At 52.0% G+C, this 25615-nt stretch carries 25 protein-coding genes, 1 tRNA gene, 2 rRNA genes and 2 riboswitches; of the genes, 10 read left to right on the top strand and 18 right to left on the bottom strand.

The features are described from left to right. Positions 1 to 9: 9 nt before the first annotated feature. On the top strand, positions 10 to 1167 hold the full coding sequence (locus tag V3851_RS24615) for a copper amine oxidase N-terminal domain-containing protein (protein WP_331849090.1): 1158 nt from the start codon (positions 10 to 12) through the stop codon (positions 1165 to 1167). Positions 1168 to 1255: 88 nt separating this feature from the next. Here V3851_RS24615 and V3851_RS24610 read toward each other — a convergent pair whose 3' ends face one another. Beyond that, positions 1256 to 1780 (bottom strand): YwhD family protein, encoded by a 525-nt coding sequence (locus V3851_RS24610; protein WP_331849089.1) that lies wholly within the window; start codon positions 1778 to 1780, stop codon positions 1256 to 1258. A 175-nt stretch (positions 1781 to 1955) separates the two neighbouring features. Here V3851_RS24610 and V3851_RS24605 point away from each other — a divergent pair, with 175 nt between their 5' ends. The 6 genes from V3851_RS24605 to V3851_RS24580 all read left to right on the top strand — a co-directional run bounded on the left by V3851_RS24605 (position 1956) and on the right by V3851_RS24580 (position 8002). Continuing rightward, positions 1956 to 3956, top strand: coding sequence for a M1 family metallopeptidase (locus tag V3851_RS24605; RefSeq protein WP_331849088.1), 2001 nt, complete (start codon positions 1956 to 1958; stop codon positions 3954 to 3956). A gap of 72 nt (positions 3957 to 4028) precedes the next feature. Then, positions 4029 to 4859, top strand: a complete 831-nt coding sequence (locus tag V3851_RS24600; protein WP_331849087.1) for a hypothetical protein — start codon at positions 4029 to 4031, stop codon at positions 4857 to 4859. Between the two features lie 217 nt (positions 4860 to 5076). Beyond that, positions 5077 to 5211: riboswitch (cyclic di-AMP (ydaO/yuaA leader) on the top strand. 2 nt (positions 5212 to 5213) lie between these two features. Then, positions 5214 to 5684, top strand: a complete 471-nt coding sequence (locus tag V3851_RS24595) for a C40 family peptidase (protein ID WP_331849086.1) — start codon at positions 5214 to 5216, stop codon at positions 5682 to 5684. Positions 5685 to 5973: 289 nt separating this feature from the next. Beyond that, positions 5974 to 6109: riboswitch (cyclic di-AMP (ydaO/yuaA leader) on the top strand. A 4-nt stretch (positions 6110 to 6113) separates the two neighbouring features. After that, complete coding sequence (locus V3851_RS24590) at positions 6114 to 6584, top strand: C40 family peptidase (RefSeq protein ID WP_414859357.1); 471 nt, start codon at positions 6114 to 6116, stop codon at positions 6582 to 6584. A gap of 399 nt (positions 6585 to 6983) precedes the next feature. Then, a complete protein-coding gene (locus V3851_RS24585; protein ID WP_331849085.1) occupies positions 6984 to 7490 on the top strand; it encodes a GNAT family N-acetyltransferase in 507 nt (168 codons plus the stop codon). 152 nt (positions 7491 to 7642) lie between these two features. Continuing rightward, on the top strand, positions 7643 to 8002 hold the full coding sequence (locus tag V3851_RS24580; RefSeq protein ID WP_331849084.1) for a c-type cytochrome: 360 nt from the start codon (positions 7643 to 7645) through the stop codon (positions 8000 to 8002). Positions 8003 to 8076: 74 nt separating this feature from the next. Here the strand turns inward: V3851_RS24580 and V3851_RS24575 are convergent, their stop codons facing one another. Both V3851_RS24575 and V3851_RS24570 read right to left on the bottom strand, forming a co-directional pair. Beyond that, complete coding sequence (locus V3851_RS24575) at positions 8077 to 8376, bottom strand: 4a-hydroxytetrahydrobiopterin dehydratase (protein ID WP_331849083.1); 300 nt, start codon at positions 8374 to 8376, stop codon at positions 8077 to 8079. Between the two features lie 204 nt (positions 8377 to 8580). Further along, positions 8581 to 8874, bottom strand: a complete 294-nt coding sequence (locus tag V3851_RS24570; protein WP_331849125.1) for a hypothetical protein — start codon at positions 8872 to 8874, stop codon at positions 8581 to 8583. A gap of 191 nt (positions 8875 to 9065) precedes the next feature. Between V3851_RS24570 and motA the strand changes: the two genes are divergently transcribed. After that, the gene (gene motA / locus V3851_RS24565; RefSeq protein ID WP_331849082.1) at positions 9066 to 9869 is read left to right on the top strand and encodes a flagellar motor stator protein MotA; all 804 of its coding nucleotides are present in this window, start codon (positions 9066 to 9068) and stop codon (positions 9867 to 9869) included. Then, positions 9853 to 10659: a flagellar motor protein MotB gene (gene motB / locus V3851_RS24560; protein ID WP_331849081.1), complete on the top strand. Its 807-nt coding sequence runs from the start codon at positions 9853 to 9855 to the stop codon at positions 10657 to 10659. Before motA ends, motB begins: the two co-directional genes overlap by 17 nt. 60 nt (positions 10660 to 10719) lie before the next feature. Here the strand turns inward: motB and rluF are convergent, their stop codons facing one another. Together rluF and V3851_RS24550 are read right to left on the bottom strand one after the other, a co-directional pair. Then, the gene (gene rluF, locus V3851_RS24555) at positions 10720 to 11424 is read right to left on the bottom strand and encodes a 23S rRNA pseudouridine(2604) synthase RluF (RefSeq protein WP_331849080.1); all 705 of its coding nucleotides are present in this window, start codon (positions 11422 to 11424) and stop codon (positions 10720 to 10722) included. Positions 11425 to 11440: 16 nt separating this feature from the next. Continuing rightward, positions 11441 to 13342, bottom strand: coding sequence for a PAS domain S-box protein (locus tag V3851_RS24550; protein ID WP_331849079.1), 1902 nt, complete (start codon positions 13340 to 13342; stop codon positions 11441 to 11443). Positions 13343 to 13677: 335 nt separating this feature from the next. On the opposite strand from V3851_RS24550, the gene tadA reads away from it, so the two are divergent. Continuing rightward, a complete protein-coding gene (gene tadA, locus V3851_RS24545; protein ID WP_331849078.1) occupies positions 13678 to 14172 on the top strand; it encodes a tRNA adenosine(34) deaminase TadA in 495 nt (164 codons plus the stop codon). A 105-nt stretch (positions 14173 to 14277) separates the two neighbouring features. Here tadA and V3851_RS24540 read toward each other — a convergent pair whose 3' ends face one another. From V3851_RS24540 to V3851_RS24480, 13 genes are all read right to left on the bottom strand, one after another. Continuing rightward, entirely contained in the window at positions 14278 to 15354 is a 1077-nt protein-coding gene (locus tag V3851_RS24540) for a DUF6612 family protein (protein ID WP_331849077.1), read from the bottom strand. 99 nt (positions 15355 to 15453) lie between these two features. Then, positions 15454 to 16284, bottom strand: a complete 831-nt coding sequence (locus V3851_RS24535; protein ID WP_331849076.1) for a YitT family protein — start codon at positions 16282 to 16284, stop codon at positions 15454 to 15456. 289 nt (positions 16285 to 16573) lie between these two features. After that, a complete protein-coding gene (locus V3851_RS24530) occupies positions 16574 to 16726 on the bottom strand; it encodes a small acid-soluble spore protein P (protein ID WP_331849075.1) in 153 nt (50 codons plus the stop codon). A 127-nt stretch (positions 16727 to 16853) separates the two neighbouring features. Then, positions 16854 to 16942 (bottom strand) — tRNA-Ser (locus V3851_RS24525). Positions 16943 to 17003: 61 nt separating this feature from the next. Further along, positions 17004 to 18287: a serine--tRNA ligase gene (serS, locus tag V3851_RS24520; protein ID WP_331849074.1), complete on the bottom strand. Its 1284-nt coding sequence runs from the start codon at positions 18285 to 18287 to the stop codon at positions 17004 to 17006. 167 nt (positions 18288 to 18454) lie between these two features. Further along, on the bottom strand, positions 18455 to 19039 hold the full coding sequence (gene pdxT / locus V3851_RS24515) for a pyridoxal 5'-phosphate synthase glutaminase subunit PdxT (protein ID WP_331849073.1): 585 nt from the start codon (positions 19037 to 19039) through the stop codon (positions 18455 to 18457). A gap of 77 nt (positions 19040 to 19116) precedes the next feature. Continuing rightward, positions 19117 to 19998: a pyridoxal 5'-phosphate synthase lyase subunit PdxS gene (gene pdxS / locus V3851_RS24510; protein WP_331849072.1), complete on the bottom strand. Its 882-nt coding sequence runs from the start codon at positions 19996 to 19998 to the stop codon at positions 19117 to 19119. An 85-nt stretch (positions 19999 to 20083) separates the two neighbouring features. After that, the gene (locus V3851_RS24505; protein WP_414859356.1) at positions 20084 to 21505 is read right to left on the bottom strand and encodes a D-alanyl-D-alanine carboxypeptidase family protein; all 1422 of its coding nucleotides are present in this window, start codon (positions 21503 to 21505) and stop codon (positions 20084 to 20086) included. A 109-nt stretch (positions 21506 to 21614) separates the two neighbouring features. Continuing rightward, positions 21615 to 23072: an IMP dehydrogenase gene (guaB, locus tag V3851_RS24500; RefSeq protein ID WP_331849070.1), complete on the bottom strand. Its 1458-nt coding sequence runs from the start codon at positions 23070 to 23072 to the stop codon at positions 21615 to 21617. Positions 23073 to 23402: 330 nt separating this feature from the next. Further along, positions 23403 to 23999: an ATP-dependent Clp endopeptidase proteolytic subunit ClpP gene (gene clpP / locus V3851_RS24495; protein ID WP_331849069.1), complete on the bottom strand. Its 597-nt coding sequence runs from the start codon at positions 23997 to 23999 to the stop codon at positions 23403 to 23405. A 17-nt stretch (positions 24000 to 24016) separates the two neighbouring features. After that, a complete protein-coding gene (locus V3851_RS24490; RefSeq protein ID WP_331849068.1) occupies positions 24017 to 24853 on the bottom strand; it encodes an RNA polymerase sigma factor in 837 nt (278 codons plus the stop codon). Between the two features lie 406 nt (positions 24854 to 25259). Beyond that, positions 25260 to 25376, bottom strand: a 5S ribosomal RNA gene (gene rrf / locus V3851_RS24485). 61 nt (positions 25377 to 25437) lie between these two features. Then, positions 25438 to 25615, bottom strand: a 23S ribosomal RNA gene (locus V3851_RS24480); the annotation flags it as partial.

Here is a 25615-nt window from a genome sequence, read left to right as displayed (position 1 = left end):
CTCATCTTGATGATGAAAAATACGAAATCTGTTTCCAAAGTTGCGGCCGTTACGCTCGCTTTTACCGTAACGCTGGCGTCCGTCGGTCTTCCCGGCTATGGACCGCTGCAGGCTTCGGCCGCAGAAACCGTAACCAATCAGAAAAGTACGCTTACCCTGGAACATCAAACGTACAAGCAATCGGGGCAGCTTTATCTCCCGCTGCGGGAGGTGGCGGCTTATCTGGATCTCCAGCTTACTTACGACAATGCGTCCAAGTCGCTGGAGCTTACGGGCGTCACCCAATTTGCCAAATTTAAAGTCGGCAGTTTAAAAGCGACCGGAAAGAATGGAGTAACCGTCTCTTTGGGCGCTCCAGTACAACAGAAGCAAGGGGTCACCTATGTTCCGGCTTCGCTGTTCGCGAAACTGTTCGGAATTCCGGTCACCGCCACCGGTACGAAAGACATCAGCTATGTGTATTCCTCCAAATATACACTGATTCAAACGGACGGCATGTTGTTCTGGCTTAACCGCGATAAAGGCGTTCTATACGCCGGTCCCAGCGGCCAGCTCCCTGTCCGGAGCGGAACCGTGAATATCGAGTATCCCGATTGGCTGGGCATGGATGCCCACAAAATTGACGAAAACACGTATGTGGTCAATATTAATAATGCTTATGGGGAGCCCCATATCTTCAACACCCGTTACCGGGTGCTGCTGCATAACGGAACGATCGTCCGGCAAACCGGCATGTCCTTCGGCGGTCCTTCATACATCAATTTGGAGCCCGATGTGCTCTCCTATGACGGCAAAATTCTCATGAACAACGGCCGGACTGCCAATTTAGTCAAGCAGGACGGAACTGTAGTTGAGACAATTGACTTGGAGAAAATCGGCGGACCGGACGACGTATACAGCGTGGAAGCCATGGAGAGCGATTTCCTGTTGATCCGCCCTTATTCTACCGGCACCCTGCTGCTGGTCGACCGGGAGTCCGGCGAAACAACGCCGATCTATAAGAGCATGCTGGATCAGGGCATTATTGAACAGATCGATAACGATGAGTTTGGGATCGGGGACGGGCTGAAATATATCGGCCGTTCCGGCAACCAATTGAAATTCAGCTGGAAATTTGCCTACTCCGGCGCCGAGCCGGTGACTAAAGTTTACGTCCTCCCCGAGTAATCCCTATTTGTAAGATTCAATAAAAAAGGCGGCGCCTCGCGCATCATGCGCGGGCTGCCGCCTTTTTTTGCGATTTTGTCGTCTTCGTTTACGGTTCCAACGCAGCCTTCAGTTCATCCGGGGAGCGGTCCCACCATTCCCCGTTCGTCTCGATCAAGAGCTGTTTGAGCGCTTGCTTTTGCCCGGCGGCCAACCCGTCCAGGATGATCCGGCGCTTCAACGCGTAATCCATTTTATTGACGTGATCGGCAAGAATTTTCCAGCCGCGGCGCGCTTCGGTATCGATCCACATCTCGCATGCCGTCATCCCCCCGTAAAACTGCCCCTCCGGAGAGCGGTCCACCGCCACCCAAACGACCCATACCTGACGCCCGTTCGGTACATCTTCACGGTTCGTCGAAAATTTAATGCCCTTCTCCACTTTGCTCTTGGCATGCATCGCGCCGATATCGATATAAGCATCATCCCCGTCGATAATGACCGGCGACATGCTGTTCAGGTCGATGGAACCGGCCCCGAAGCCTTTATGCTTGCTCTTGTCCTCGTTGCTGATAATGTTCAATGAAAAGATCTTCTTGCCCGTTTTTTGCGAATTTGAATTATTGTTGTCCATGATTCCCTCCCGAGTAGCTTCGATTTCTAATGAAGTCTATACGTTTAAGCGGCGTCCGCCGCCGGTTTGTCGTCCTGAAAACAGGCTTGAAACGTTAATTTAATTTTAGCTAATAATCTCCCAAATGCAAACATATACATGCTGTAGATGCTTGTCAACGGGAGGTATCCATTGTATGACCCGACGAACTTTATTCTTCGGCATTTCCATTCTTGCCTTGTGCCTCATCGCCGGTACTGTCCGGTACACTCTGAGTTTGGGCCCGTCCAACCGTTCTTCTGTCGCATCCGAAGCGGTCAAGCCCCTGGAAGCCGTCCAAAGCGGTCCCGCTCCCGCCCTGCCTCAGGCCGAAAGCATTCAACAGCCGACGGCGGAGATTCTCAGCAACCGGGTCACGGAGTACCATATTCAAGTCAAGCTGAACGAAGCGGACCATACCCTGACCGGTACGGAGACCTTGACCTGGACCCATCCCGGCAAAAAAGCGGTCAACGAGCTATACCTGCATTTATATCCCAATGCTTTTGCTTCCGCCAATACTACGTTTATGAAAGAGTCCGGCGGTAAGCTGCGCGGCGACGTCATGCCCAAGGACGGATGGGGCGCGATGGAATTGACCGAAATCCGCACGACGGACGGCATCTCCCTGCTCCATCGGCTGCAGTACGTCCAGCCGGACGACGGAAATGTCCATGACAAAACGCTGGCCAAAGTCCGGCTTCCCGTCACGGTTCGCGGCGGCGAAAGCGTGACGCTTAAAATCAACTTCACCGTGAAGCTCCCGAAATTGTTCGCCCGTATGGGCGTATCCGGAGATTTCGTCATGGCCGGGCAGTGGTTCCCGAAACTGAGCGTATACGAGCCGGCGGGAACGCGCGGCCGGAAGGCGGAGGGCTGGAATCTGCATCAGTATCACGGCAATTCCGAGTTTTACTCCGACTTCGGGATTTACAGTGTCAATATTGACGTGCCCGAAACTTATACCGTCGCCGCGACCGGGTTCCAAACCAAACCGGCCGTGCTCAAGGACGGCCGCAAGTCGGTTCAGTTTTATGCCGACGATGTCCATGATTTCGCCTGGTCGGCTTCTCCCGATTTCGTATATGCCGAGGAGCCATTCTCTTCGGCGGAGGTGCCCGGCGTCCGGATCAAGCTCTATCTCGATCCCAAGCATAAAGATTTGAAAGAGCGCTATTTCTATGCGGCGAAGGTGGCGATTTCGAATTTCAGCAAATGGTACGGCCGCTATCCGTATTCCACGCTCTCCGTGGTCGTCCCGCCCATCGGCGGCAACGGCGCCGGAGGCATGGAATATCCGACGCTGGTCACCGCCTTCGGCGCGGGTAGTGATTCCCCGGGGTACGATGAATTGGAACGGACGGTCATTCATGAGATTGGGCATCAATTTTTCTACGGCATGGTTGCCAGCAATGAATTCGAGGAGGCCTGGCTGGACGAAGCCTTCACTTCTTATGCCGAAGACAAGTTGATGGAGCAGGAATTCGGCATCGCGCCGAATCTGCCCCTTCAGGCCGCGCTGATCTCATCTCCGGCTTCGCTTACGCTGCCGGCCTGGAAATACGGCTCGTCGGACTCCTACGCCAAGAACGCTTATTATCGCGGCAAGCTCGTGCTGCTCGATATCGAGCGTCAGGTCGGCACGAAGACGATGAAACGGATTCTCTATAACTACAGTCAAAAGTACAGGTTCAAGCATCCGGCGACGGCCGATTTTCAGCGGGTTGTCGAGCAGACGACGGGACGAAGCTGGAAGGCCTATTTTAATCAATATGTATATGAGGGCAAAATGGCCGATTTCTCCGTCGACCGGATTACGGTCACGCCGGTTATCAAAGACGGGAGTACCGTCTACGAATCCACGGTGGAAATCAGCCGGCAGGGCGGGACGGCGCCCAAGGTGCCGCTACTGTTCAGCTTCAAGGATGGGCATACGGAAAGAAAGGTATGGAACGGGGCCGGCGACCGCGTACAACTGAAGCTCCAGTATAAAGAGCCGCTGGACTGGGTACAGGTCGATCCCGACTATTCGCTGGTATTGGAGAACAAGCACATCAACAACTACATCAAAGCCGAGGTCGAAGAACAAGACGGCACTCGCACCACCTTAAGCGTTGTGAAGCTGCTTGAAACTTTGCTCGGCGCCCTCGCGTGGTAGTAGAGCAAATCATGAGGTTCTCTGAAGCTCTTCATAGATGTATCACTCACAAAACTCTTAGGAGGGAAAATTATGACCTATATTCGGAATGGATGGGGGCATGTCAGGAGCCAGTTTCCCTCTGTGATCATCCTGTTCCTGTACCAGTTGCTGTGGGGACTGTTTCTGTACCGGCTGGTAAGCTCCGCGGTTAGCGACGTCCTGTCGCGGTACCCCGACCCGCCCCCGACGGAGATGAGCCGGATATTATATTTGCTTGAAGGACAGTTCGAGCTTAGACATAATCCGGCGGTATACCAATACATCTGGCTGCTGCTCGCGATGATCGCTCTGCGGCTGCTGTTGTCGCCGCTCATTCAAGCCGGCATCCTCTACGGCCTTAAGCCGTCCGAGGAGCGGGGCTCCGGCCTTCCTTTTTTCCGGGGAATGAAGGAATTTTGGAAGCCCGTCGTACTCTTTTATTTGTTGGAGCTTGCGCTGCTGGCACTGCCTTCCTTCTGGGTCCTCCCGCAGCTCCAGGCCTTGTTGCCCCGGTTGGCCGTACCCGGCAGCCGCCTTGCCCCCGTTCTGATCGGTTGCGGGATTTTGCTGGGCTGGATGGTTTACGCCTGGCTTGTCCGCCAACTGCTGTTGTTCGCCCAGTTCGGGTATCTGTTTAAGGCCGGACTCTGGACCTCACTGCTGCTCAGCTTAAGACATCTTCTGCCGGGCATCGCGATTTCACTCATTCTGGGCGCCACCGGAGCGGGACTGTTCCTCCTGTTCGGCACCGTCTCTTGGATTTGGACCGGACTCTTGGCCCTAATATTACAGCAATCCTATCCTTTTATCCGCAGTCTATGGCAAGTGTGGACGCTAACCTCTCAATACCAGCTATGGTATACCAAAACACAAAAAAGTTAAATTTTTTTCACTTTTATTTTTCCTTGTGCCACAAGGCCTCCGCGCTTTCCGGGGGTCTTTTTGTGCGTTTATCCCTCTCAATCTTGCTAATTAACCATTGCCAAAATATACTTGCCTTTGTTACAATAACAGCAGCACAATTTCAGTAACGATTTTGTTATTATTTTGTCATCATTGGCAGCGTATTATGCCGGGTGTCGAATTTGTAAGAATAAAACGTAAATTACAGCCGAATTCCCTTAACGGGGAACGGGGGAACCACTTTGGGTGAATTGATCTCGCAACGGAGGGATCATAGGGGACCTTCAACCGAATCCTTAAGCTAACCTCGTAGGCATTGGAAGGAGCATATTCTTGAAGAAACAGCTAACCGCAGCGGCAGTAAGCCTTGCAATTGTATTTTCCATCGGAACTGGTAGCGCTTTCGCGGATTCCAAATTGAACAGCGCCATCGAACCGGCTTTGGGTTCCGATTACAAATCGGGCGGAACGACGACTTCAGGCTTTGATTGTTCCGGATTTACGATGTACGTCTTCGCAAAGATCGGCATTGAATTGCCGCATCAATCGGCTTCCCAATACAAAATGGGAACCGAAGTGTCCAAGGATGAATTGATTGCCGGCGACCTGGTGTTCTTCAACACCTCAGGCAAAGGCATTTCCCACGTCGGCATCTACGTCGGCGACGGCGAGTTTGCTCATGCCTCCACCTCCAAGGGTGTAGTCATCAGCAAATTAAGCGAAAAGTATTACGTCGAACGCTATGTCGGCGCCAAGCGGATCATGAGCTCCGACAAATATGATGAAGTTACCAGTGAATCGTAAGGTAACATTTTTGAACGGATAAGCAAGGGCCCGTAGAGATTCTTTAACCAGGATCTCGCGGGTCTTTTTCATTTTATACGGGTGAGGATTAGGAACCCTTTCCTACTAAATAGTTGTGGTGACCGCTTAAAACAGTTCAAATTAACCTATTTAGCAAAAAAGGCCGCAATCGGCTTGCCAATACATGAAGAGGTTTGGTAAAATAACCAAAGTAAATGGTAACAACTTTGTAATTATTATTGTCGTATTTGTAATCATTTTGATCATGTCGTGTTTTTTCGGGTGCAATCAACAAGAACAGCCGAATTCCCGACACCCGGGAAACGGGGGAACCACTTTGGGTGAATTGATCCGTTATCCAAGGATCATAGGGAACCTTCAACCGAATCCTTAAGCTAACCTCGCAGGCCTTGGAAGGAGTTTTATATCTTGAGAAAGACGTTTGCTGCAGCAGCGACGAGTTTGGCCATCCTGTTCACGATGGGAACCGGAAGCGCTTTTGCCGACAGCACATTGGACACCGTAGTTAATTCCGTGATCGGCACGCCTTATAAATACGGAGGCGTCACTACCGCGGGCTTCGATTGTTCCGGATTTACCAGATACGTGTTCCAGAAATTCGGTGTCGACCTCGCCCGTGTATCCACAGCCCAGTACAAGCAGGGCACTCCGGTGGCCAAAAGCCAACTGAGAGAGGGCGACCTGGTATTCTTCAACACTTCCGGCAGCGGCATCTCCCATGTCGGCATTTATGTCGGCGACGGGAAATTCGCCCATGCCTCGTCTTCCAAAGGAATCAATATCGATAATTTGGACAACAGCTACTATAAGACGCGCTATGTAGGGGCAAAAAGAATTCTGAGCAATTGGGGCTATAGCACCTTTGCCGCCGAATCCTGATTACCCCTCAAAGCTGGAGACCCTACACCTTAAAACCCGTTGGACCGTGAGCGATTCTGGCCGGAATCGTCCGCGGTCTTTTTTTTTGCTGCCACTACCCATTTAACGAAGGACCGGTATCAAAGGTTACATGTAGATAAAGATTTATTTTTTTGCTGTCCGTGTTCCACCGCACTCCTACATCCAATCCTCGTTATATCCAAAATTTACCCCGTCCGGAGAAAAGCTAAACGGAAATTTCAGCAAACCCAAGAAATTTTTCTTCCCTTATCCTCTCGGGTTCGTGGGCTTCAAGCCTTTACAAGCAAAGAAATTACGTTTAGAGTGAGGTTAAAAAGAACTTGAGCCAGTCACATTGAATAGCCTATGCATTCCTATCGTTTAAGGAGGCGAAGACAGATGGAAAAAACAATCCCCCCATTCCGGATCGTCCCTATGGAAGAAAGCCACGGCGCGGATATCTGTACCTGGCATTACGATTCTCCGTATGATATTTATAGCTGGCTCCCTTGGGAACAAATGAAAGCGCTCGATGTCGAGTTCGGCAACCCTACCTTAAGAGCCCAGCAGTACGTTTCCTTGCTGAACGAACAGGGCGAACTTGCCGGATTTGCCCAGTACTTTCCCATGGAGGGGGTTACGCGCCTCGGTATTGGCATGCGGCCCGATTTATGCGGCCACGGCTTGGGGAAATCATTTGTGCTCACCATCGTGGAGGAGGCCAGACGGCGGAAACCGCAGGACGTGATCGATCTGGAGGTGCTGACCTGGAATACCCGGGCAATTCGGGCGTACCAAAAGGCCGGCTTCGTCATCACCGATCTGTACGAAAAAATGACGCCCGGCGGCATTTCCAAGCCTTTTTATTGCATGGTTTTTCGGGGTATCCCGACTGCTGCAGAATAACATTCTTCATCCGTCTATGAACAATCACACATTAAACTGCTGTTTTTTGCGTAAATTACAATAAATCATTACTTTTTTTGTCACAAACGCTATGATCGGCCAACATGTTCCGCTATAATGGAGGGGTAGCTTACATAGGAGGGACGATTGGAATGCAGAAGTGGATCATGAGCGGAATACTCGCCGTGGCATGCATCTTCGCAGTCGTGTTAATGTTTACATTGCCCGGCCGGGAACAGGTAGCCCAGGAAGAAAAGCCGCAAATGCCTGAAGTTACATTAAATGCAGAGCAAGCCGAAGCCACAGTCAAAGCGAATTGCATCGCCTGTCACGGGGATCAATTGCAGGGCGGGGCCGGTCCTAATCTGCAAAAAATCGGATCCGAACTGTCGTCCGATCAATTGTACAGCATCATCACCAAAGGCAAAGGGGGCGTCATGCCGTCCTTCAAGGATAAATTGAAGGAAGACGAGATCGCCAACGTGGCCTTGTATCTTTCGGAAAAGAAATAGCGATTGAAGCAAAACACGCCCGCCCGGTACCGATCGAATCGGTCCGGACGGGCGTATTTCCGTTTCTTCGGGAATTAACCGGCCGTGCGGTTTTTCTCGAAAGCCTCATTATATTGCTGCGCTTCCTTGATATCTACGGCCGTTATTCCACCTTCCTCCCAAGAGGTCAAGCGAAGCGTCACCGTTTTATGGTCAATGGTAATAAAAGGGTGGTGATTAAATGCTTCCGAAATAGCTGCCACCTCGTCGACGAACGCAATCCCTTTCATAAAGTTGGAGAAGGTGTATTTCCGGATGATCCAGCGGCCTTCCTCCAGCTCCCAGCCCTCCAGCTTTTCCAAATGCGCTTCTACTTCTTGTGGTGTAAACGGCATTTTTCTTCCTCCCCGTTCTTCAAAACTTCCACTCCTATGTAATTCTGAGGTTAAGCGAATTCAAGACAATCGTTAAAGGTTCGGTTCCGGCATCTGTTTATTCTATTCTTTGATGCGCCATTTCATGCGATACCGCTGACTGTTCTTCCAATATAATATTTTACCATGCCCTATTCAATAATCCAAAAATTTGCGAAACTCCCATCAAATTAGCTTAACCGAAGTCAGCTCTTCCTCTCCAATCAGCACGTTGATCCGGTGACCTTCCGGATCGTAAATAACGACGGCGCTCCCCACCGGAATTACAGGCTCCGTGCCCAGCGCAAAGAAGAGATCCTCCGCGAGCGCCTCCTGCACCTCCAGCCGCTCCTCGGCCGAGAGCTCCTGCCATTCCGAAGCTTCCATTTCGAAAAATTCATAGCTATCTTGAATACGGCCCATTGCGGCCGTTAAATCCGCCAAAATAAATTCATAATCTCTACCGTGCTTTACTCCCACTGCCAAACGGCCCCTTTCCTTGTTGTCTGTTGCAGACTGTAATCTTATTATACCGGAAAATACACCTTAAAAAAAAAGGCGAATATGTCGATAAAAAAGATAAACCGTTTTTCGGACGATTTAAGAGTGTCTTCAGCAAGGATGCGGGAGACGGAAAAATGGACTCAATACTCTCAAGGACGAGGTGTGCAATGGAAATTTCAACAATTATTGGACTTATTCTCGGTTTAGTGTCGCTCATTTTGGGGATGATTCTCAAAGGCGCACCGGTCGAAAGCCTGCTGGAAAACCCTGCGGCCTTTGTCATTATTTTTGTGGGAACGGCAGCAACGCTATTCATGGGTTTTCCGCTCTCCGAGCTTAAGAAATTCCCTGTGCTGATCAAAATGACGATTATTAAGCCGAAAATGATCAGCAAAGGCGAATTGATCACCATGTTTATGGAATGGGCCACCATCACTCGCCGCGAAGGCCTGCTTGCTTTGGAAGCCAAGGTAGAAGAAATCGATGACGATTTCTTACGCGGCGGCATGCGCATGATCATTGACGGCAACGACCAGGACTTCGTCCAGGACGTGCTTACGGAAGATATCGCCGCTACCGAGGAACGCCATAAAGTCGGGGCTCAGATATTCTCCCAGGCGGGGATGTATGCTCCTACACTTGGTGTACTCGGGGCCGTAGTCGGCCTGATTGCCGCACTGGCGGATATGAGTGATATTGATAAACTGTCACACGCGATCGCCGGAGCCTTCATAGCTACGATATTCGGTATTTTCACCGGTTATGTTCTGTGGCACCCGATCGCGAATAAACTGAAGCGCCTATCCAAGAAAGAGATGGAAGTCCGCCTGATGATGGTGGAAGGGCTTCTCTCGATCCAATCCGGCGTATCGACAATCGCGATTCAACAAAAGTTGGCCGTCTTCTTAACCCCTGCCGAGCGTGCGGAAATTCTAGAAAAGGGGGCGGGACAAGGTGAGCAAAAGGAATAAGAAGCATCAAGAGCACGAAGAGCATGCCGACGAGAGCTGGCTGCTGCCCTATTCCGACTTAATGACCCTGCTTCTGGCTCTATTCATCGTCCTGTTCGGCATGAGTAGCATTGACGCCCAGAAGTTCGAAGAGATGAGCGAAGCATTCAAAAGCGTACTCACCGGCGGAACCAGCGTCCTCGATCAGAACGCGATGACCAGTAATACGAATACCTCCATGACCGAGGGTGACAACGATACAGCCAAATCCTCCGAGCTGATGAACCAGAAAAATCAGTTAATGCGCCAGGAGCAGGAAAATCTCGAAGCGCTAAAGAAGCAGCTTGATGATTATATCAAAAAGAACGGCCTGGTCGACATGCTCGACACGAAGCTCAATCAATCCCAGCTGATGATCACGATCAGTGACAACGCGCTGTTCCCTTCCGGGGAAGCGGAAGTCAAACCCGATGCACGGATTCTCGCCAAGGCGATTGCAACCATGCTGCAGGAATTCCCGGATTATGAAGTGATCGTCTCGGGGCATACCGACAATATACCGATCTCAAATCATGAATTTGCGTCCAACTGGGATCTGAGCTCGGTGCGGGCCCTCAATTTTATGAAAATTCTGCTGCTGAACGACAAGCTGGATCCGAAAAAATTCAGCGCCATCGGTTACGGCGAATACCATCCGGTGGCCAGCAACGAAACGAATGTGGGCCGAGCGCAAAACCGCCGCGTCGAAGTATCGATTATCCGGAAATACCAGGAAGGCGATCAGCAAATCGGTATGCCGGCCACACATTGATCATCGAACAAACTTATTCGCATAACAACAGGGCCGCCCATTCACGGGCGGCCCTGATTTTTACGTTAGCGTGTAATTTAGCAGTTTGCCTAGCTCCTGCTTCTCCCGGTCCGTCAGATCGCGCCAGGTGCCGATCTTCTGGTTGCCGAGATGGATGTTCATGATCCGGATCCGCTGCAGCTTCCGTACCTCGTACCCGAGCGCACTGCACATCCGGCGGATTTGCCGGTTCTTGCCCTCGGTCAGAATAATGTTGAACACCCGCTCCGAGACGCGGGTAATCCGGCAGGGCAGCGTCATTTCGCCCAAAATCTTGACCCCTTCCCCCATCGCTTTCAGGAATGAGGGCGTAATGGGCTTGTCTACGGTAACGATATATTCCTTCTCATGCTTGCCTTCGGCCCGCAAAATCTTATTGACGATGTCCCCGTCGCTCGTGAGCAGGATTAATCCCTCCGAATCCTTATCGAGCCGGCCGATCGGAAAGATCCGTTTGTCATGTCCGACAAAATCAACGATATTGCCCCGGATATGCCGCTCCGTCGTACTGGTGATCCCTACCGGCTTGTTCAGCGCGATATACACGTGGCGGTCCAGCTTCTCCTTCAGCGGTTTGCCGTTGATGCGGACATCGTCCCCCTCCTCCGCCTGGCTTCCCAGCACGGCCGTTTCTCCGTTGATCGTCACCTGGCCGGACTCTACCAGCTTGTCCGCCTCGCGTCTGGAACAATATCCCGTTTCACTGATGAACTTATTGATTCTCACCTTTGCCTGTCACCCTTCATGCTAAACTCTTTCTGTCCGCCGCCGTTTCCGGGCCGCTAACCTGGGTTACGCCGGGCAATACGATAGTTACCGACGTACCTACCCCCAGCTCGCTTTCAATGCTCAGGGAGCCTTTATGGCCCTCTATAATCCGCTGGGTGACCATCAGGCCGAGGCCTGTCCCCTTTTCCTTATTCGTATAAAAGGGCTCGCCCAACTTCTCCAATCTTTCCTTCGCGATCCCTTCGCCCGCGTCGATGACGCGAATCACGGCTTCGCGTTCGTCCCCTTCCTCGACGAAAAGCGTGATCTTTCCGCCGTTCGGCATGGCTTCCATCGCGTTTTTCAAGATATTGATGAACACCTGCTTCAATTGGTTCTCCTCACAGTGTACCAGAACGGGAGCCGGCGAGAAATGGGCTTCGAACTCGATATTATGTAAATGCGCTTCGCTATCCAAGAGGGAGATCACATCCCCGAGCGTAAAGCGGATGTCCTTGACCTCATACTGCACGGCCTGAGGCTTGGCGAGAATCAAAAATTCGCTGACGATCAAATTGATCCGATCCAACTCGGACAGCATAATATCCGTATGCATCTGGTTGACCGCTTTCGTCCGCTGCTGCATCTGCAGAAATCCCCGCAGCGTTGTGAGCGGATTGCGGATTTCATGGGCGACCCCGGCGGCCAACTGCCCGACGGTCGTCAATTTCTCCGAGCGGCGCAGCAATTCCTCCATTTTATTATGCTCGGTCATATCGCGGGAAATGCTGATGAACGCGACGATAAGCCCGTCTTCGTCGTAAACCGGAGACTCGCTGATGCTTACGTGCACTTCGCTCCCGTCCTTGCGCAAGCGTACGGTCTCCGTCAGCACAACCGGGCGGCCCCGCTCGGTTTCACGCGCCCAATCCTCCCGCTCGTCCGCCAGGGAGGGCGGAATAAAATCCAGCCTCGAGCCGACGATCTCTTCGCCGCTCCACCCGTACAGCTCCTCGAAGGCCTCGTTCACCCGCAATATATTGCCGTCCAGATCGGTTAAGTGAATGGCGTCCGCGGTCTGGTTGATAATCGATTCCAATTGCTCCCTCATCTGCCGGTTCTCTTCGCTCTTCTGCCGCAAGACCGTCATGTAATGGCCCATGCTGTCCGCCATCGTATCGATTTGCATGGCCAATTGGCCCAGCTCGTCGTTCCGGTTTATTTGGATCCGGGCATCAAAGTCGCCGGAAGAAAGCCGGTTGACCCTCAATAACAGGCTCTGGATCGGACGAATCATCTCACCGGCCATGATGTAACTGACGAAGACGACGATTTGCAGCAGAACGATGGAGATGGACAACTGGCTCATCATCAGCTTGGAAATCGCCGACGAGATCGGTTCATAGCTGGATATAATCCGAATGACATAAGGCTTCTGATACAAAGGCTTTATAGGAATAAAGCTATCCAGTACCCGCCGCCCGTCAATTTTGGTCTCACGGAGCAAGGTAGTACCGGTCTCCAAGGCCTCCCTAGCCGAATCTAAGACGAGTTGATCATTTTTATACTCATATGTACCGAATAACAAGGAATGCCCGCGCTCGAACGAATCCGGGTTTATACCCGAGATTTCAAGCAAGCTTCCGTTGGCCTGCAGAGACTCCTCCACAATGCGCTGCGGATTGGTCATTCGCAGCGTATCCTCGACAAATTCATGATTCCTGGCCGTCGATTCCATACCGCTGCGAATATGCTCATTGACCGCGCGGCTCCGTTCGACAGCCAAGGCAATTTGTTTGGCGGTCAACATCATATTGACCTCGCTGTCCTTACGCATATTGTCGCGGATGGTCAAGTAACTTAACCCGATATTAATAGAAAGAAGCGTAACAGCGAAAGCTGTCATGATCAGGGATAGCTTGGTTTTTATCGACATACGTTTCTTCCCCCCTTGGGTGAACTTGGGGATATTTGGAATGATTCGACACTTATCCTCATCATACCTGTATCGGCAGGATTTGCAAAGACGTTGAATTTCCCAGATACATTACATACAATAAGAAAATATACCTATTTATTCTCATTATTATTTTCAACTCGGCGAGGTTATCAACAAATTATAAACATATCAACAATGCATATGTTGAATATGTGAATAAAACCGTGGATAAATAGGCAGTTTTCCACAGTGTTATCCACAACATGTTAACAACGAATATTTGTTCGTTGCACAACCCGAAGTCGAGAATTGTCAAAGGAGCTGACCTTTCTATGCCTCTCCCGTTCATACCGGAGCCGCCCCCTTCCACTCACCCCCATGAATACTGGATGCAGGAAGCGATTAACGAAGCCCGAAAAGCGGAAGCGATCGGAGAAGTGCCGATCGGCGCGGTGATCGTCCTCGGCGACGAAATCGTCGGGCGGGGCCACAACTTGAGGGAGAGCTCAAAGGACGGGACGGCGCATGCCGAAATGATCGCCATCCGCGAAGCCAGCGAAACGCTGGGCGCCTGGCGCCTCCTGCATTGCAGGCTGTACGTCACGCTGGAGCCTTGCCCGATGTGCTCCGGCGCTATCGTTCAGTGCCGGATCCCGCAGGTCATCTACGGGGCCCCCGATCCGAAGGCCGGATGCGCGGGGACGCTTATGAACCTGCTGCAGGAGCCCCGCTTCAACCACCGGACGGAGGTCGTGTCCGGCGTATTGCAGGAGGAATGCGCCTCCCTGCTGACCTTATTCTTCCGCAAGCTTCGTAAGAAAGAATAGCAATTGCGCGCCCGATAACTCCGCGGCCAACAGCGTCCTGGATCGTGCAAAAAAACCGTATGAATCTCGGGGAGATTCATACGGTTTTTATTTATGGGACCGCTCCTAGTAACCGAGCCCGCCCATTTCCGCTTCAAATTGTTCCATCGTAATCGTATCGGTCGGAATGCCGATCGTAAACTCCGGTTTTTCGTTGATTTTGCTGATCGTACTCTTCACTTGCAATGCCAGCTTGAAGATATCGCCTGTTTCCGAGTCGTTTATTTCCACGTCGGCGTTCAGATCGCTGTAGGAAGGATAGCCCTCTTTGTCGATCGCCGAATTGATCGTAAACGTATTGATCTTCAAATCTTCCTTCATTTCGTCCAAAGCTTTACCGAGCTCATCCTGATTGCCCTCTTGCAGCTCCTTTTTGGCCTGTTCGATATCTTCGGGCTCCAAATTAAGCAAGGAACGGTATTCCTCTTTGCCCATAATGTCGAGCACCTTCGGAAGCGCCTTGTTGATCAGAATGGTCACGGCTTCTTTGACGTTGTCGTCGGTGACGCTAAACTGCACGACTTGCTTCGCATTATACCCGTCGGGCAGAGTGACATCTTTCGGATCCACGTCCTTGAAGTAAGTATCCGAATCATACTCCGCGAGTACCGCGCTCATCAGTTCGCTGGAGAGCTTTTGCGTTTTGTCGGGGTTAAACAGATCGGGATTGAAATCTTCCCCGCTTTGTTCCGCGAGCTCTTTCAGATCCATCTCCAGGAATTTGCCCACGACGCTCTCAGGCAACGGCAGGAAAGGGATATTGGGGATTTTGACATACATTTTCTCGCCGGTCACGACGAGCGGAAGCGAAATCGTGGTTGACATATCCCCGGTCAGCTTGAGCTCCACCGTCGCCTCCGTTTGCAGCGGATCCTTTTGGTAAACCTGATTAATATTGAGCTCCGCATTCTTCAGCATCGAGAATACGGCGCCCATCTCCGCTCCCTCGGGGGAAGCGGACTCCACCGAAAAATCCACGATCTTAATCTGATTGCTTACCGCGTAAGAATCCATTTTCATTGCTTGAGCCGCGGCGCTTCCGAGCGCTTCTTTCGGCTCCTTCTTGGCTGTACAGCCGGACAGCGCCAGAACCGCCGACATCAATACCGCCAAAACGGATAAAAACCACTTACTTGACTTCAAAGACAAAAACTCCTCTCTCCCCTACAAACACATGTATTTTATAAGTTCTCCCATATAATAAACCATTTTCCTGCGAGGGGAAACCCATTCCGAGAACAATTAGTGAATTGCATTCTTCTTGAAACGGCCGCCCTTCACGTCATGGATATTTCCTACAGCCAAAAACGCGTGCTCATCAAATTGGTTCACAATATCTTTCAGTTTGGCCTCTTCCAAACGAGTAACCACGCAAAAAATAACTTTTTTCGGATCGCCGGAAAAACCGCCTTCGCCGGACAGATAGGTCACGCTGCGACCCAACCGGCTCACGATGGCCGACCCGATTTCGTCAATCTGATCGCTGATAATCCAGATCGATTTCGACTCATTCAGACCGTCGACCACGATATCGATCGACTTATAGGCGATAAAGTAAGCCAACAGCGAGAACAGTGCACGTTCCCATCCGAATACGAATCCGGCGCTTAACAGGATAAAGAAGTTGAAGAACATAATGATCTCGCCCACCGAGAACGGCAGTCTGCGGGATAGAAGAATGGCCACGATCTCCGTGCCGTCCAGCGATCCGCCGAACCGGATCACAATCCCTGTGCCTACGCCCAGCAGTACCCCGCCAAAAACAAAAGCAAGCAGCGTATCCGTCACAAACGGGTCCACAGGGTGAAGCAAGGCGGTACCGACCGACATCACGGTGATGCCGACTAAAGTGGAAATCGCAAAGGTTTTGCCGATTTGTTTATAACCGATAATCAGAAAAGGGAGGTTGAAGAGAAACAGAAAAATACCGAGCGGCAAGCCGGACAAATAAGAGGACATGACAGAAATACCGGTAATCCCGCCATCCGTAATCTTGTTGGGAACCAGGAACAGTTCCAGTGCGACAGATACTATAATGGCGCCGAGTACAATAAAGCAGAATCTGAGCAACATGCTGCCCAAGCTCCGCTGCTTATGCTGGCGTGTTGTTGTGCAGGCAAGATTCTCCGTGGAAGGGATGTTTGTTTCTAGAAGATTCAATCGCATCACGATCCTTTCATATTAAAATAGTTTTCCTCCATCTCTCCGTTTCAATAAATATCAGTTGCATCAGATAGACCTATCTTTATTATGACATTTTATGAGCCTCATGTCTTGCTTAATTCAAAATTGACCGAAAAAAAGCCCGGCGCATCGCCGGACCCTTTGGCAGATATGAACTCGGTTGCTTTACTTTGCCGCATTAACTTCCCTCAGGATTGTTATGGCTTACATGATTCCGGTTCTTTACCTTCTTGGAGCCGGAAAGCGGCTCTTGTCCTTCACGCCCCCGTTCCCTGCGCTCGTTCCCGCCCGGGTGGGTGCCGGAAGTTTCGTATGTTTTGGGTTTGGTCACCGAAAAGCATCCCCTTTCCTGAAATGATACTGCGAGCACCGCTTCAGTTAGCCTGCGACAAGAGGAGTACGATTATGCAGAAAAACAAAAAAGAGGGCAATTCGCCCTCTTGTGCTTGTGGTATGTATGGCGGAGAGGGTGGGATTCGAACCCACGTGAGCTTGCACTCTAACGGTTTTCAAGACCGCCCCGTTATGACCGCTTCGGTACCTCTCCAAATAGGAACCTGATTCGCGTAACAAATCAGATTCTATCACATACGGAGTTCGTTATCAAGCTATTTTCTCTTGGCAATGACCTCAAGATTACCCATATACGGACGCAACACTTCCGGAATGACCACACTGCCGTCCTCCTGCTGATAATTCTCCAGGATCGCCGCCACCGTCCGGCCAACCGCAAGTCCAGAGCCGTTCAGGGTGTGCACAAATTCCGGCTTCGCCTTCGGTTCCGGACGGAAACGGATATTTGCCCGCCGGGCCTGGAAGTCCTCGACGTTCGAGCACGACGAGATTTCGCGGTAGACGCCGCTCTCCGGCAGCCAAACCTCAAGGTCATAGGTTTTTGCCGCCGTAAAGCCCATATCGCCCGTACAAAGCGCCAGCACACGGTAAGGAAGCTTGAGCAATTGCAGGACGCGCTCCGCGTTCGCGGTCATTTGCTCCAGCTCGTCATAGGAGCTTTCGGGATGGACGATTTTGATCATCTCCACCTTGTTGAACTGGTGCTGACGGATCAGTCCGCGCGTATCGCGGCCCGCCGCGCCCGCTTCGGAACGGAAACAGGAGCTGTACGCGACATACTTGCGCGGCAAATCCTCGGCATTCAAAATCTCCTCGCGATGATAGTTGGTCACCGGCACTTCCGCCGTCGGGATCAGATAGTAGTCGCTCTCCGTAAGTTTGAAGAGGTCCTCTTCAAACTTCGGCAGCTGGCCGGTTCCATACAAGCTGTCGCGGTTTACGATGTATGGGGGAAGCATTTCCTCATACCCGTGCTCATTGCTGTGCAGGTCCATCATAAAGTTGATCAGTGCGCGCTCCAACCGGGCGCCCAAGCCTTTGTAAAACGTAAACCGGGAACCGGTCACCTTGGCAGCGGCTTCAAAATCGAGAATGCCGAGCTCCGACGCGACATCCCAATGCGCCTTCGGCGTAAAGTCGAATTTACCCGGCTCGCCCCAGCGGCGAATTTCCACATTGTCCTCTTCCGAGGCGCCCACCGGCACGCTGCTGTGCGGAATATTCGGAATGCTCATCGTCAATTCGTCGATTTTGGCTTCAAGCTCGCGGACTTCTTCATCCAGCTCCTTAATCCGGTCGCCCACTTGGCGCATTTCGACGATCAGTTCGTCGGCATCCTCCTTATTTTTCTTCCGCTTCGCTACCTCGGCCGAAACGGTGTTACGGCGGTTCTTCAGAGCTTCGCTCTCTTGGAGCAGCTCGCGGCGCTTCTCGTCAAGCTGCGGGAACCCGGCGATCAGATCGAGCGATTTCCCCCGGTTTTTCAGCGCTTCTTCCACGCGCGCATAGTCATTTCGCAATATTTTTACATCCAACATAGGTTGTCCCTCCTAGAATCATCCCGTAACAGCCGTGCCGTACCAATTTTACGCGAAACTTGAACATGACCGCCGGGTTTGCCGAAAAACATAAATGCTACGTTTCCCGTGTTAAGAAAGAAAAACAACCTTAACCCTGGTACAGAGTCAAGGTATCTTCTGCGGCCTTATTTTACGGCCGCTTCACTGCTTTGGATCATCTCCAAAAAGTAGGCGTGCAGCGAGCTGTCATCCGTCAACTCCGGATGGAAGGAAGAGACGAGCAGATGCCCCTGGCGGGCCGTTACAATCTCCTCCCGATACGTTGACAGCACCTCGACGCTATCGCCGACGGCAGTTATGAGAGGCGCGCGAATAAACACCGCCCGCAGCGGTGCCCGGAGTCCCTTTACCTCCAGATCGGTCTCAAAGCTTTCCCGCTGACGGCCAAACGCATTGCGGGACACCTTGATATCCATCAGCCCGAGATGGGCTTCTTCCCCGCCTTCGATCTCCTTGGCCATCACGATCAGCCCGGCGCAAGTCCCGAAAACCGGCTTTCCCTGTGCCGCAAAGAAGCGGACGGCATCGATAAAGCCGTATTTCCGCATCAGCTTACCGATGGTCGTGCTTTCTCCGCCGGGAATAATCAAGCCCCCAAGCTCGTCAAGCTGCCCGGGATGCTTCACGGCAACGCCTTCCGCGCCGGCATGTTCAATGCTCCGTATATGCTCCGCTACGGCGCCTTGAAGCGCCAATACGCCTACCTTCATTGCCTGCCCTTCTTTCCCCTAGCCCTGCTGTCTTTCATTGCTTCACACGCCTTATAACAGGTTAGCGCCGATGAAGCTTACCAGCCGCGCTCCGACATCCGCTCCGCGGCCGAAAGCTTGGAAATTTCAATACCTTTCATCGGTGTACCCAGGTTCTTGGAAACTTCGGCGATCAATTTATAATCCGTATAATGCGTTGTGGCTTCCACAATCGCCCGGGCGAACTTCTCCGGGTTATCGGATTTGAAAATACCGGAGCCCACGAACACCCCGTCCGCTCCAAGATGCATCATGAGCGCCGCGTCCGCCGGGGTGGCGACCCCGCCCGCCGCAAAGTTGACCACCGGCAGCTTGCCGAGCTCATGCACTTCGAGCAGTAAATCATAAGCGACGCCGAGGTTCTTGGCTTCCGCGTACAGCTCGTCCTTCGACATATTTTGAACTTTGCGGATTTGGCTGTTGATCAGGCGCATATGCCGCACGGCCTCAACAATATTGCCCGTACCCGGCTCGCCTTTGGTCCGAATCATGGACGCGCCTTCGCCGATCCGGCGCAGCGCTTCGCCCAGATCCTTGGCTCCGCAAACGAACGGTACGGTGAAATCCCGTTTATCGATATGGAATACTTCGTCCGCCGGGGTCAAAACTTCGCTCTCATCCAAATAGTCTACCCCGAGAGATTCCAGAACTTTCGCTTCGACATAATGCCCGATCCGTGCCTTGGCCATTACAGGGATGGAAACTACTTTCATAACCTCTTCTATAATCGTAGGATCCGCCATGCGCGCTACGCCGCCGGCCGCACGAATATCGGAGGGAACCCGTTCCAAAGCCATAACGGCGGTTGCCCCGGCCGCTTCGGCGATCTTAGCCTGCTCGGCGTTCATGACGTCCATGATGACGCCGCCTTTTTGCATCTCTGCCATGCCTCTCTTGACGCGTGATGTTCCTGTTTCCATATCGACGCCCCCCGACAATAATCTAACTTGTAATTTTACAATAATAACCGTAAATATACAATCTGTTCACTCGGGATGGATACCCCTAGAACAAATTCTTAATGCCGTTGAACAGATCGCCGAAGAACTCCCCGATCGCGCGCATCAGCAGTTTAAACCAGTTCGCTTTCTCCGCATCCTGAGCTGTAATCAGATTCACGGTTTGCTCCAGCGTCTGATCCATCCCTGCCGGCTTGTAGGAGTAGGTGACCGTACCGACTTTGGTTCCCTGCTTCAGCGGCGCTGTCAGCGTTTCGTTCGACAGAGTCACTTTCGCCTCTACCGTGCTGATATCGGCGCCTTTAGGAACCACAAAGCTTACAGCCTGGTCACTGACGACCGGGACGGACGTATTTTTCGCTTTCTTGACGGTGACGGTTTCGGTACCGGCTACCGTTGACTTCGGCGGAATGATTTGCTTGGTCTCAAAATTGTTGAAGCCGTAATCCAGCACTTTGCGGGTCTCCACGAAACGCGCGCTATCCGAGCTGGTGCCCATCACGACACTGATCAACCGCATCCCGTTTCGAACGGCGGTACCGGTGAAGTTATTGCCCGCATTGGCGGTATGTCCGGTTTTTAGTCCATCGAGGCCTTCATAGGCATATTGTTTAAAGTTCGTAATATTTTTGTTCGCTTCCAGCATCCAGTTCAGGTTGACCATCGGTTCTTTGTCACGGTCGCGGAACTTTTTGCTCTGAATCGTGGTAAACCGGGTAAAGTCGGGATGGTCGGTTACGATATACTTGGCGAGAATCGCCGCGTCCATCGCGGACAACACCGTCTCCTGACCGTCCGTCGGCCGGAATTCCTCCGGCATATCGGCAATGTCCAAACCGGTCGAGTTAGCGAAATGAGCCGTCGTCATCCCCATCCGCTTGGCTTCATCATTCATCATTTTGACAAAAGCTTGTTCCGAACCTGCGACGTACTCCGCCAAGGCCACAGTAGCATCATTTGCGGAAGCGATAGCCATCGCGGTATAAAGATCTTCTATTGTATGTTGGTCTCCCTCGGCAAGGAAGATTCGCGATCCGATAGTTTGTGCGGCGTTTTTGCCTACCGTCACCACATCGTCCCAACTGAATTTCCCTTGTTTGACAAGGTCGGCAACGATATATTCAGTCATCATTTTCGTCATGCTCGCCGGAGGGAAAGGCTCATCCCCATTAACGTTAAGCAGTACCTGGCCCGATACAGGCTCCAGCAGTACGGCGGATCTTACTTTAAGATCAAGAGATTCGGCGGAAGGAATTTGGGTCGTCGCCGCTTGTACATTGGCCGGCTTCGTAGAAGTGGTAGATTCCGTTTGCTCGCCCTCCGCAAGCGCCATGGCCGGAACCAGAGAGAAGCACAGCATATTCAATAGCAGAACGGAAGCTACGCCTTTGCGGAGATAATTCCGTTTTGATTTCGAAGTTGCTAGGGTGTTTTCTTTCAGTTTCAATGTTCTTAAAGCTCCTCTCATATTCTCGTTCGTTTGCTTTATCTATTCTATCACAGGCCTTTCTGCAAAAAAAGACAGGCAAGGCGTTTTTGCGCCCTGCCTGTTTTGGTATATAATGGTTCACTTATTCTTATAGAGAGTAATTTGGTGCTTCCTTGGTAATTTGCACGTCATGTGGATGGCTCTCGCGCAAGCCTGCCCCGGTAATCCGTACGAACTGCGTATCGTTGCGCAGCTCGTCCAAGGTCTTCGCTCCGCAATAGCCCATACCCGAGCGCAATCCGCCGATCAGTTGGGTGATCGTATCGGAGAGCGGGCCTTTATAGGCTACGCGGCCTTCGATGCCCTCCGGAACAAGCTTCTTGTCGTCGTCCTGGAAGTAGCGGTCCTTGCTGCCCTGCTTCATCGCGGCCATGGAACCCATGCCTCTGTATACTTTGTAACGGCGTCCTTGATAGATTTCCGAATCGCCGGGGCTTTCCTCGGTACCGGCAAACAGGCTGCCGAGCATGACGGCATTTGCGCCTGCGGCAATCGCCTTCGTAATCTCGCCGGAATATTTGATGCCTCCGTCCGCAATAATCGGCACGCCGTATTCACGGGCTACGGTCGCGCAATCATAAATCGCCGTGATTTGCGGCACGCCGATACCGGCGATCACGCGCGTCGTACAAATGGAGCCCGGACCGATGCCTACCTTCACCACGGAAGCGCCGGCTTCTATCAAGGCGCGGGTCGCTTCCCCGGTCGCCACGTTGCCCGCGATAATCGTCAGATCCGGGTAACGTTTGCGGAGCTCGGCCACCGCGTCGATAATGTTAATGTGATGCCCGTGCGCCGAATCGACCGTAATGACGTCCACGCCAGCTTTCACGAGAGCCTCGGTTCGCTCAAACGTGTCCTTCGAAATCCCGATGGCTGCGCCGACCAGCAATCTGCCCTGCGCATCCTTGGCCGCGTTCGGGAACTGGATCGCTTTTTCGATGTCTTTAATGGTAATAAGGCCTTTCAATACGTTATTTTCATCCACCAAAGGCAGTTTCTCGATCTTATGCTTCTGCAGAATGACTTCGGCTTCCTGCAGAGTCGTTCCGACCGGAGCGGTAACCAGATTGTCGCGGGTCATGACCTCGCCGATTTTAATGTTATAATCATGCACAAACCGCAAATCGCGGTTGGTCAAAATACCGATCAGCTTATGCTCGGCATCCACGATCGGTACGCCGGATATCCGGAATTTGCCCATGACGGTTTCCGCATCGGAAACAAGGTGTTCGGGCGACAAAGAAAACGGATTGGTGATAACGCCGCTCTCCGACCGTTTAACCCGGTCCACTTCCTCCGCCTGCTGCTCGATCGGCATATTTTTGTGAATAATCCCGATGCCGCCTTCACGCGCAATCGCAATCGCCAGCGCCGCCTCCGTTACCGTGTCCATCCCCGCGCTGATCAAAGGCACATTCAGCTTCACCTTATCGCTAAGTCTCGTGGACACATCCACCTCTTTTGGCAATACTTCCGACTTGCGGGGAACGAGCAACACATCATCAAATGTAAGCCCTTCCTTGTCAAATTTACTCTCCCACACCTTTGGTTATCCTCCTTATTTTTGATCGGGTCCGGTCGATTTTCCTTATAAATCAAGGCCGAATCGTACTTACGAAAATATATTATTGCCATCTTAACAAAGGGCCTATAGGCTGTCAAGAATAGGTTTAGCGGAAAACACAAAGCCTTTTCAGGGGGAACGAATGTCCTTTCTGCGTGTACATCATGGGTAATCACAACAATTTCAACTTGAAAATAATACTGCCCTAAACAGTCGGAATCCATTCTTTATGGAGGCAAGCATGAATTGGCATAAAAAAGCTGCCCTCGACCGATTTCGCCGACGGCAGTTATACATAATTAATTGAAGTTATTTAACCGATTTTGCGCTTTGGATCACCTGATCGATAATCCCGTACGCTTTGGCTTCTTCCGGGCTCATAAAGTAATCCCGATCCATATCCTTCGCAATCCGTTCAATCGGCTGTCCGGTCCGCTCGGCCGCGATCCGGTTCAAGTTCTCCCTCGTCCGGATAATCCGTCTGGCGCTGATTTCGATGTCGCTCGCCTGACCCTGGGCCCCTCCGTGCGGCTGATGGATCATGACTTCGCTGTTGGGCAGCGCAAACCGCTTGCCTTTCGCCCCTGACAACAACAATATTGCGGCAAACGAAGCGGCCATCCCGGCGCATATCGTTTGAACGTCCGGCTTCACATACTGCATTGTATCGTAGATCGCAAAGCCTGCGGAAGTTGAGCCCCCTGGACTGTTAATATAAAAATGGATGTCCTTCTCAGGATCCTCCGCGGCCAGAAACAGCATTTGTGCCGTAATACTGTTCGCCACCTGATCATCGATAGCGGATCCCAAAAAAACGATCCGATCCTTCAACAAGCGGGAGTAAATATCATAGGACCGTTCGCCATGTCCCGTTTGCTCAATCACATAAGGAATTACCGTACTCATATGCACACCTCCATTGATTAGGCGGCCAATTGCATGAAGAGGGATTGCATCTTCGCCGGGCGGGAAGCCTTCCGCTCACGCTGCCGCGCCTGGGGTTGTGCATGCAACAGGGAAACGGCTGCGTCTTCCGGCGCCCCATCATTCATAAGCAGGACCATGGCCGCCGTATTCTGCGTGCGAAATGCTTCCAAATAGGCGTAGGCGTACAGATAGTCGGCTTCCTGTCGATCAGCTTCTTGTGGGGACTGGGACCGGAGCCGAGAGTTCCGCCGGTTCTTCTCCCTGTCCGAGCAGTACTCCTGCCGCTCTTCTTGGTCTTCGCTCGCAGACGACTCCTTGGAAGCAATCGTCTTCTGCAACTTCACCCTTGCTCGGTGCAGCGCGGCCTTTACGGCCCCTTCCGTGGAATGAATCAGCTCCGCGGCCTCCGCAGCGGTATATTTCAAAACATCCACCAGCAGCAGCGCCGTCCGCTGCGCGGGTGCGAGATTTTGAACCAGCAGTTCCATGGCTCCCCATATCTCGACGGAGTCGATGTCAGGGTGCTGGAAAGCATCGAGCGGCTGATGTATGGTGGGTATGCTCTTTTTGCGATTGCGATCGATCCACGCATTCCGCGCTACCCTGTACAAATACGCTTGGGTGAAGCGCCCGGAATCGGCTCCTCCGAGCAGGGTCGACCACACTTTGAGCCAAGTTTCTTGGGCCAAATCATCACCCTCCCATGGAGAGCCGGCCAAAGCGCGGCAGTATTGCCGCAGGCTCTGTTGATGCGCTTCGAACCATGCCGATATCTCCGCCTGCTTCTTCCCTTTTCCGGCAGCCGACTTACCTGCCAACTCCTCTTGACGCAATATGGCACACCTCCTAAAAGATCGTTTGTATCTTTGGCGATCTCACCTTTATAAACGAAAAAATCGTACCTGTAGATACGGTACGATATAGATAATTTATTTTCAAGCAGCGGACGGTTGACGCCCAGCTTTTTGGGGCCATTGCGGCAAAATAAGGGCCAAAGACATCCTTATTAGGCCAGATGCGGCACTTTTCGCAAAAATAGAGGCCAAAAAGGGCCCTATTTCGGCTGAATCGAGGGAAATGGCTGTGGTTTAGCCGGAATTGGCCTAAATAAGGGCCAAAAAAGGCTCTATTCTGTGAGACGCGGCTTATTTTCGTGAAATAGTGGCCATTTCGGCCCTTATTTCTTTAGAATAAGCAAGAGAGCACCGCCGATTGTCTCGGCAGTGCTCTCTTCTCTTTGCTTGGCGGCGTCCTACTCTCCCAGGACCCTTCGGTCCAAGTACCATCGGCGCTGGAGGGCTTAACGGTCGTGTTCGGGATGGGTACGTGTGGAACCCCTCCGCCATCGCCACCAAACGTATTCAAGCTTAATCGCTTGAAAACCGGATACGAAACTTAGATTTGCATTTTAGTTCTTTTGGATAAGCCCTCGACCGATTAGTACTGGTCAGCTCCATGCATTGCTGCACTTCCACCCCCAGCCTATCAACCTCGTCGTCTTCAAGGGGTCTTACATACTGGGAAATCTCATCTTGAGGGGGGCTTCACGCTTAGATGCTTTCAGCGCTTATCCCGTCCGCACTTAGCTACCCAGC

Source organism: Paenibacillus haidiansis (assembly GCF_036553665.1).
In the GTDB taxonomy this organism is placed as follows: domain Bacteria; phylum Bacillota; class Bacilli; order Paenibacillales; family Paenibacillaceae; genus Fontibacillus; species Fontibacillus haidiansis.
Note: the sequence above shows the minus strand (reverse complement) of the source record. Positions and strands in the feature narration are given on the sequence as shown.

Coding starts and splice junctions, on each gene's coding strand:
- V3851_RS24615 (WP_331849090.1), top strand. CDS start 10: ATGATGAAAAATACGAAATCTGTTTCCAAAGTTGCGGCCGTTACGCTC.
- V3851_RS24610 (WP_331849089.1), bottom strand. CDS start 1,780: ATGGACAACAATAATTCAAATTCGCAAAAAACGGGCAAGAAGATCTTT.
- V3851_RS24605 (WP_331849088.1), top strand. CDS start 1,956: ATGACCCGACGAACTTTATTCTTCGGCATTTCCATTCTTGCCTTGTGC.
- V3851_RS24600 (WP_331849087.1), top strand. CDS start 4,029: ATGACCTATATTCGGAATGGATGGGGGCATGTCAGGAGCCAGTTTCCC.
- V3851_RS24585 (WP_331849085.1), top strand. CDS start 6,984: ATGGAAAAAACAATCCCCCCATTCCGGATCGTCCCTATGGAAGAAAGC.
- V3851_RS24580 (WP_331849084.1), top strand. CDS start 7,643: ATGCAGAAGTGGATCATGAGCGGAATACTCGCCGTGGCATGCATCTTC.
- V3851_RS24575 (WP_331849083.1), bottom strand. CDS start 8,376: ATGCCGTTTACACCACAAGAAGTAGAAGCGCATTTGGAAAAGCTGGAG.
- motA (WP_331849082.1), top strand. CDS start 9,066: ATGGAAATTTCAACAATTATTGGACTTATTCTCGGTTTAGTGTCGCTC.
- V3851_RS24550 (WP_331849079.1), bottom strand. CDS start 13,342: ATGTCGATAAAAACCAAGCTATCCCTGATCATGACAGCTTTCGCTGTT.
- tadA (WP_331849078.1), top strand. CDS start 13,678: ATGCCTCTCCCGTTCATACCGGAGCCGCCCCCTTCCACTCACCCCCAT.
- V3851_RS24535 (WP_331849076.1), bottom strand. CDS start 16,284: ATGTTGCTCAGATTCTGCTTTATTGTACTCGGCGCCATTATAGTATCT.
- serS (WP_331849074.1), bottom strand. CDS start 18,287: ATGTTGGATGTAAAAATATTGCGAAATGACTATGCGCGCGTGGAAGAA.
- pdxT (WP_331849073.1), bottom strand. CDS start 19,039: ATGAAGGTAGGCGTATTGGCGCTTCAAGGCGCCGTAGCGGAGCATATA.
- pdxS (WP_331849072.1), bottom strand. CDS start 19,998: ATGGAAACAGGAACATCACGCGTCAAGAGAGGCATGGCAGAGATGCAA.
- V3851_RS24505 (WP_414859356.1), bottom strand. CDS start 21,505: ATGAGAGGAGCTTTAAGAACATTGAAACTGAAAGAAAACACCCTAGCA.
- clpP (WP_331849069.1), bottom strand. CDS start 23,999: ATGAGTACGGTAATTCCTTATGTGATTGAGCAAACGGGACATGGCGAA.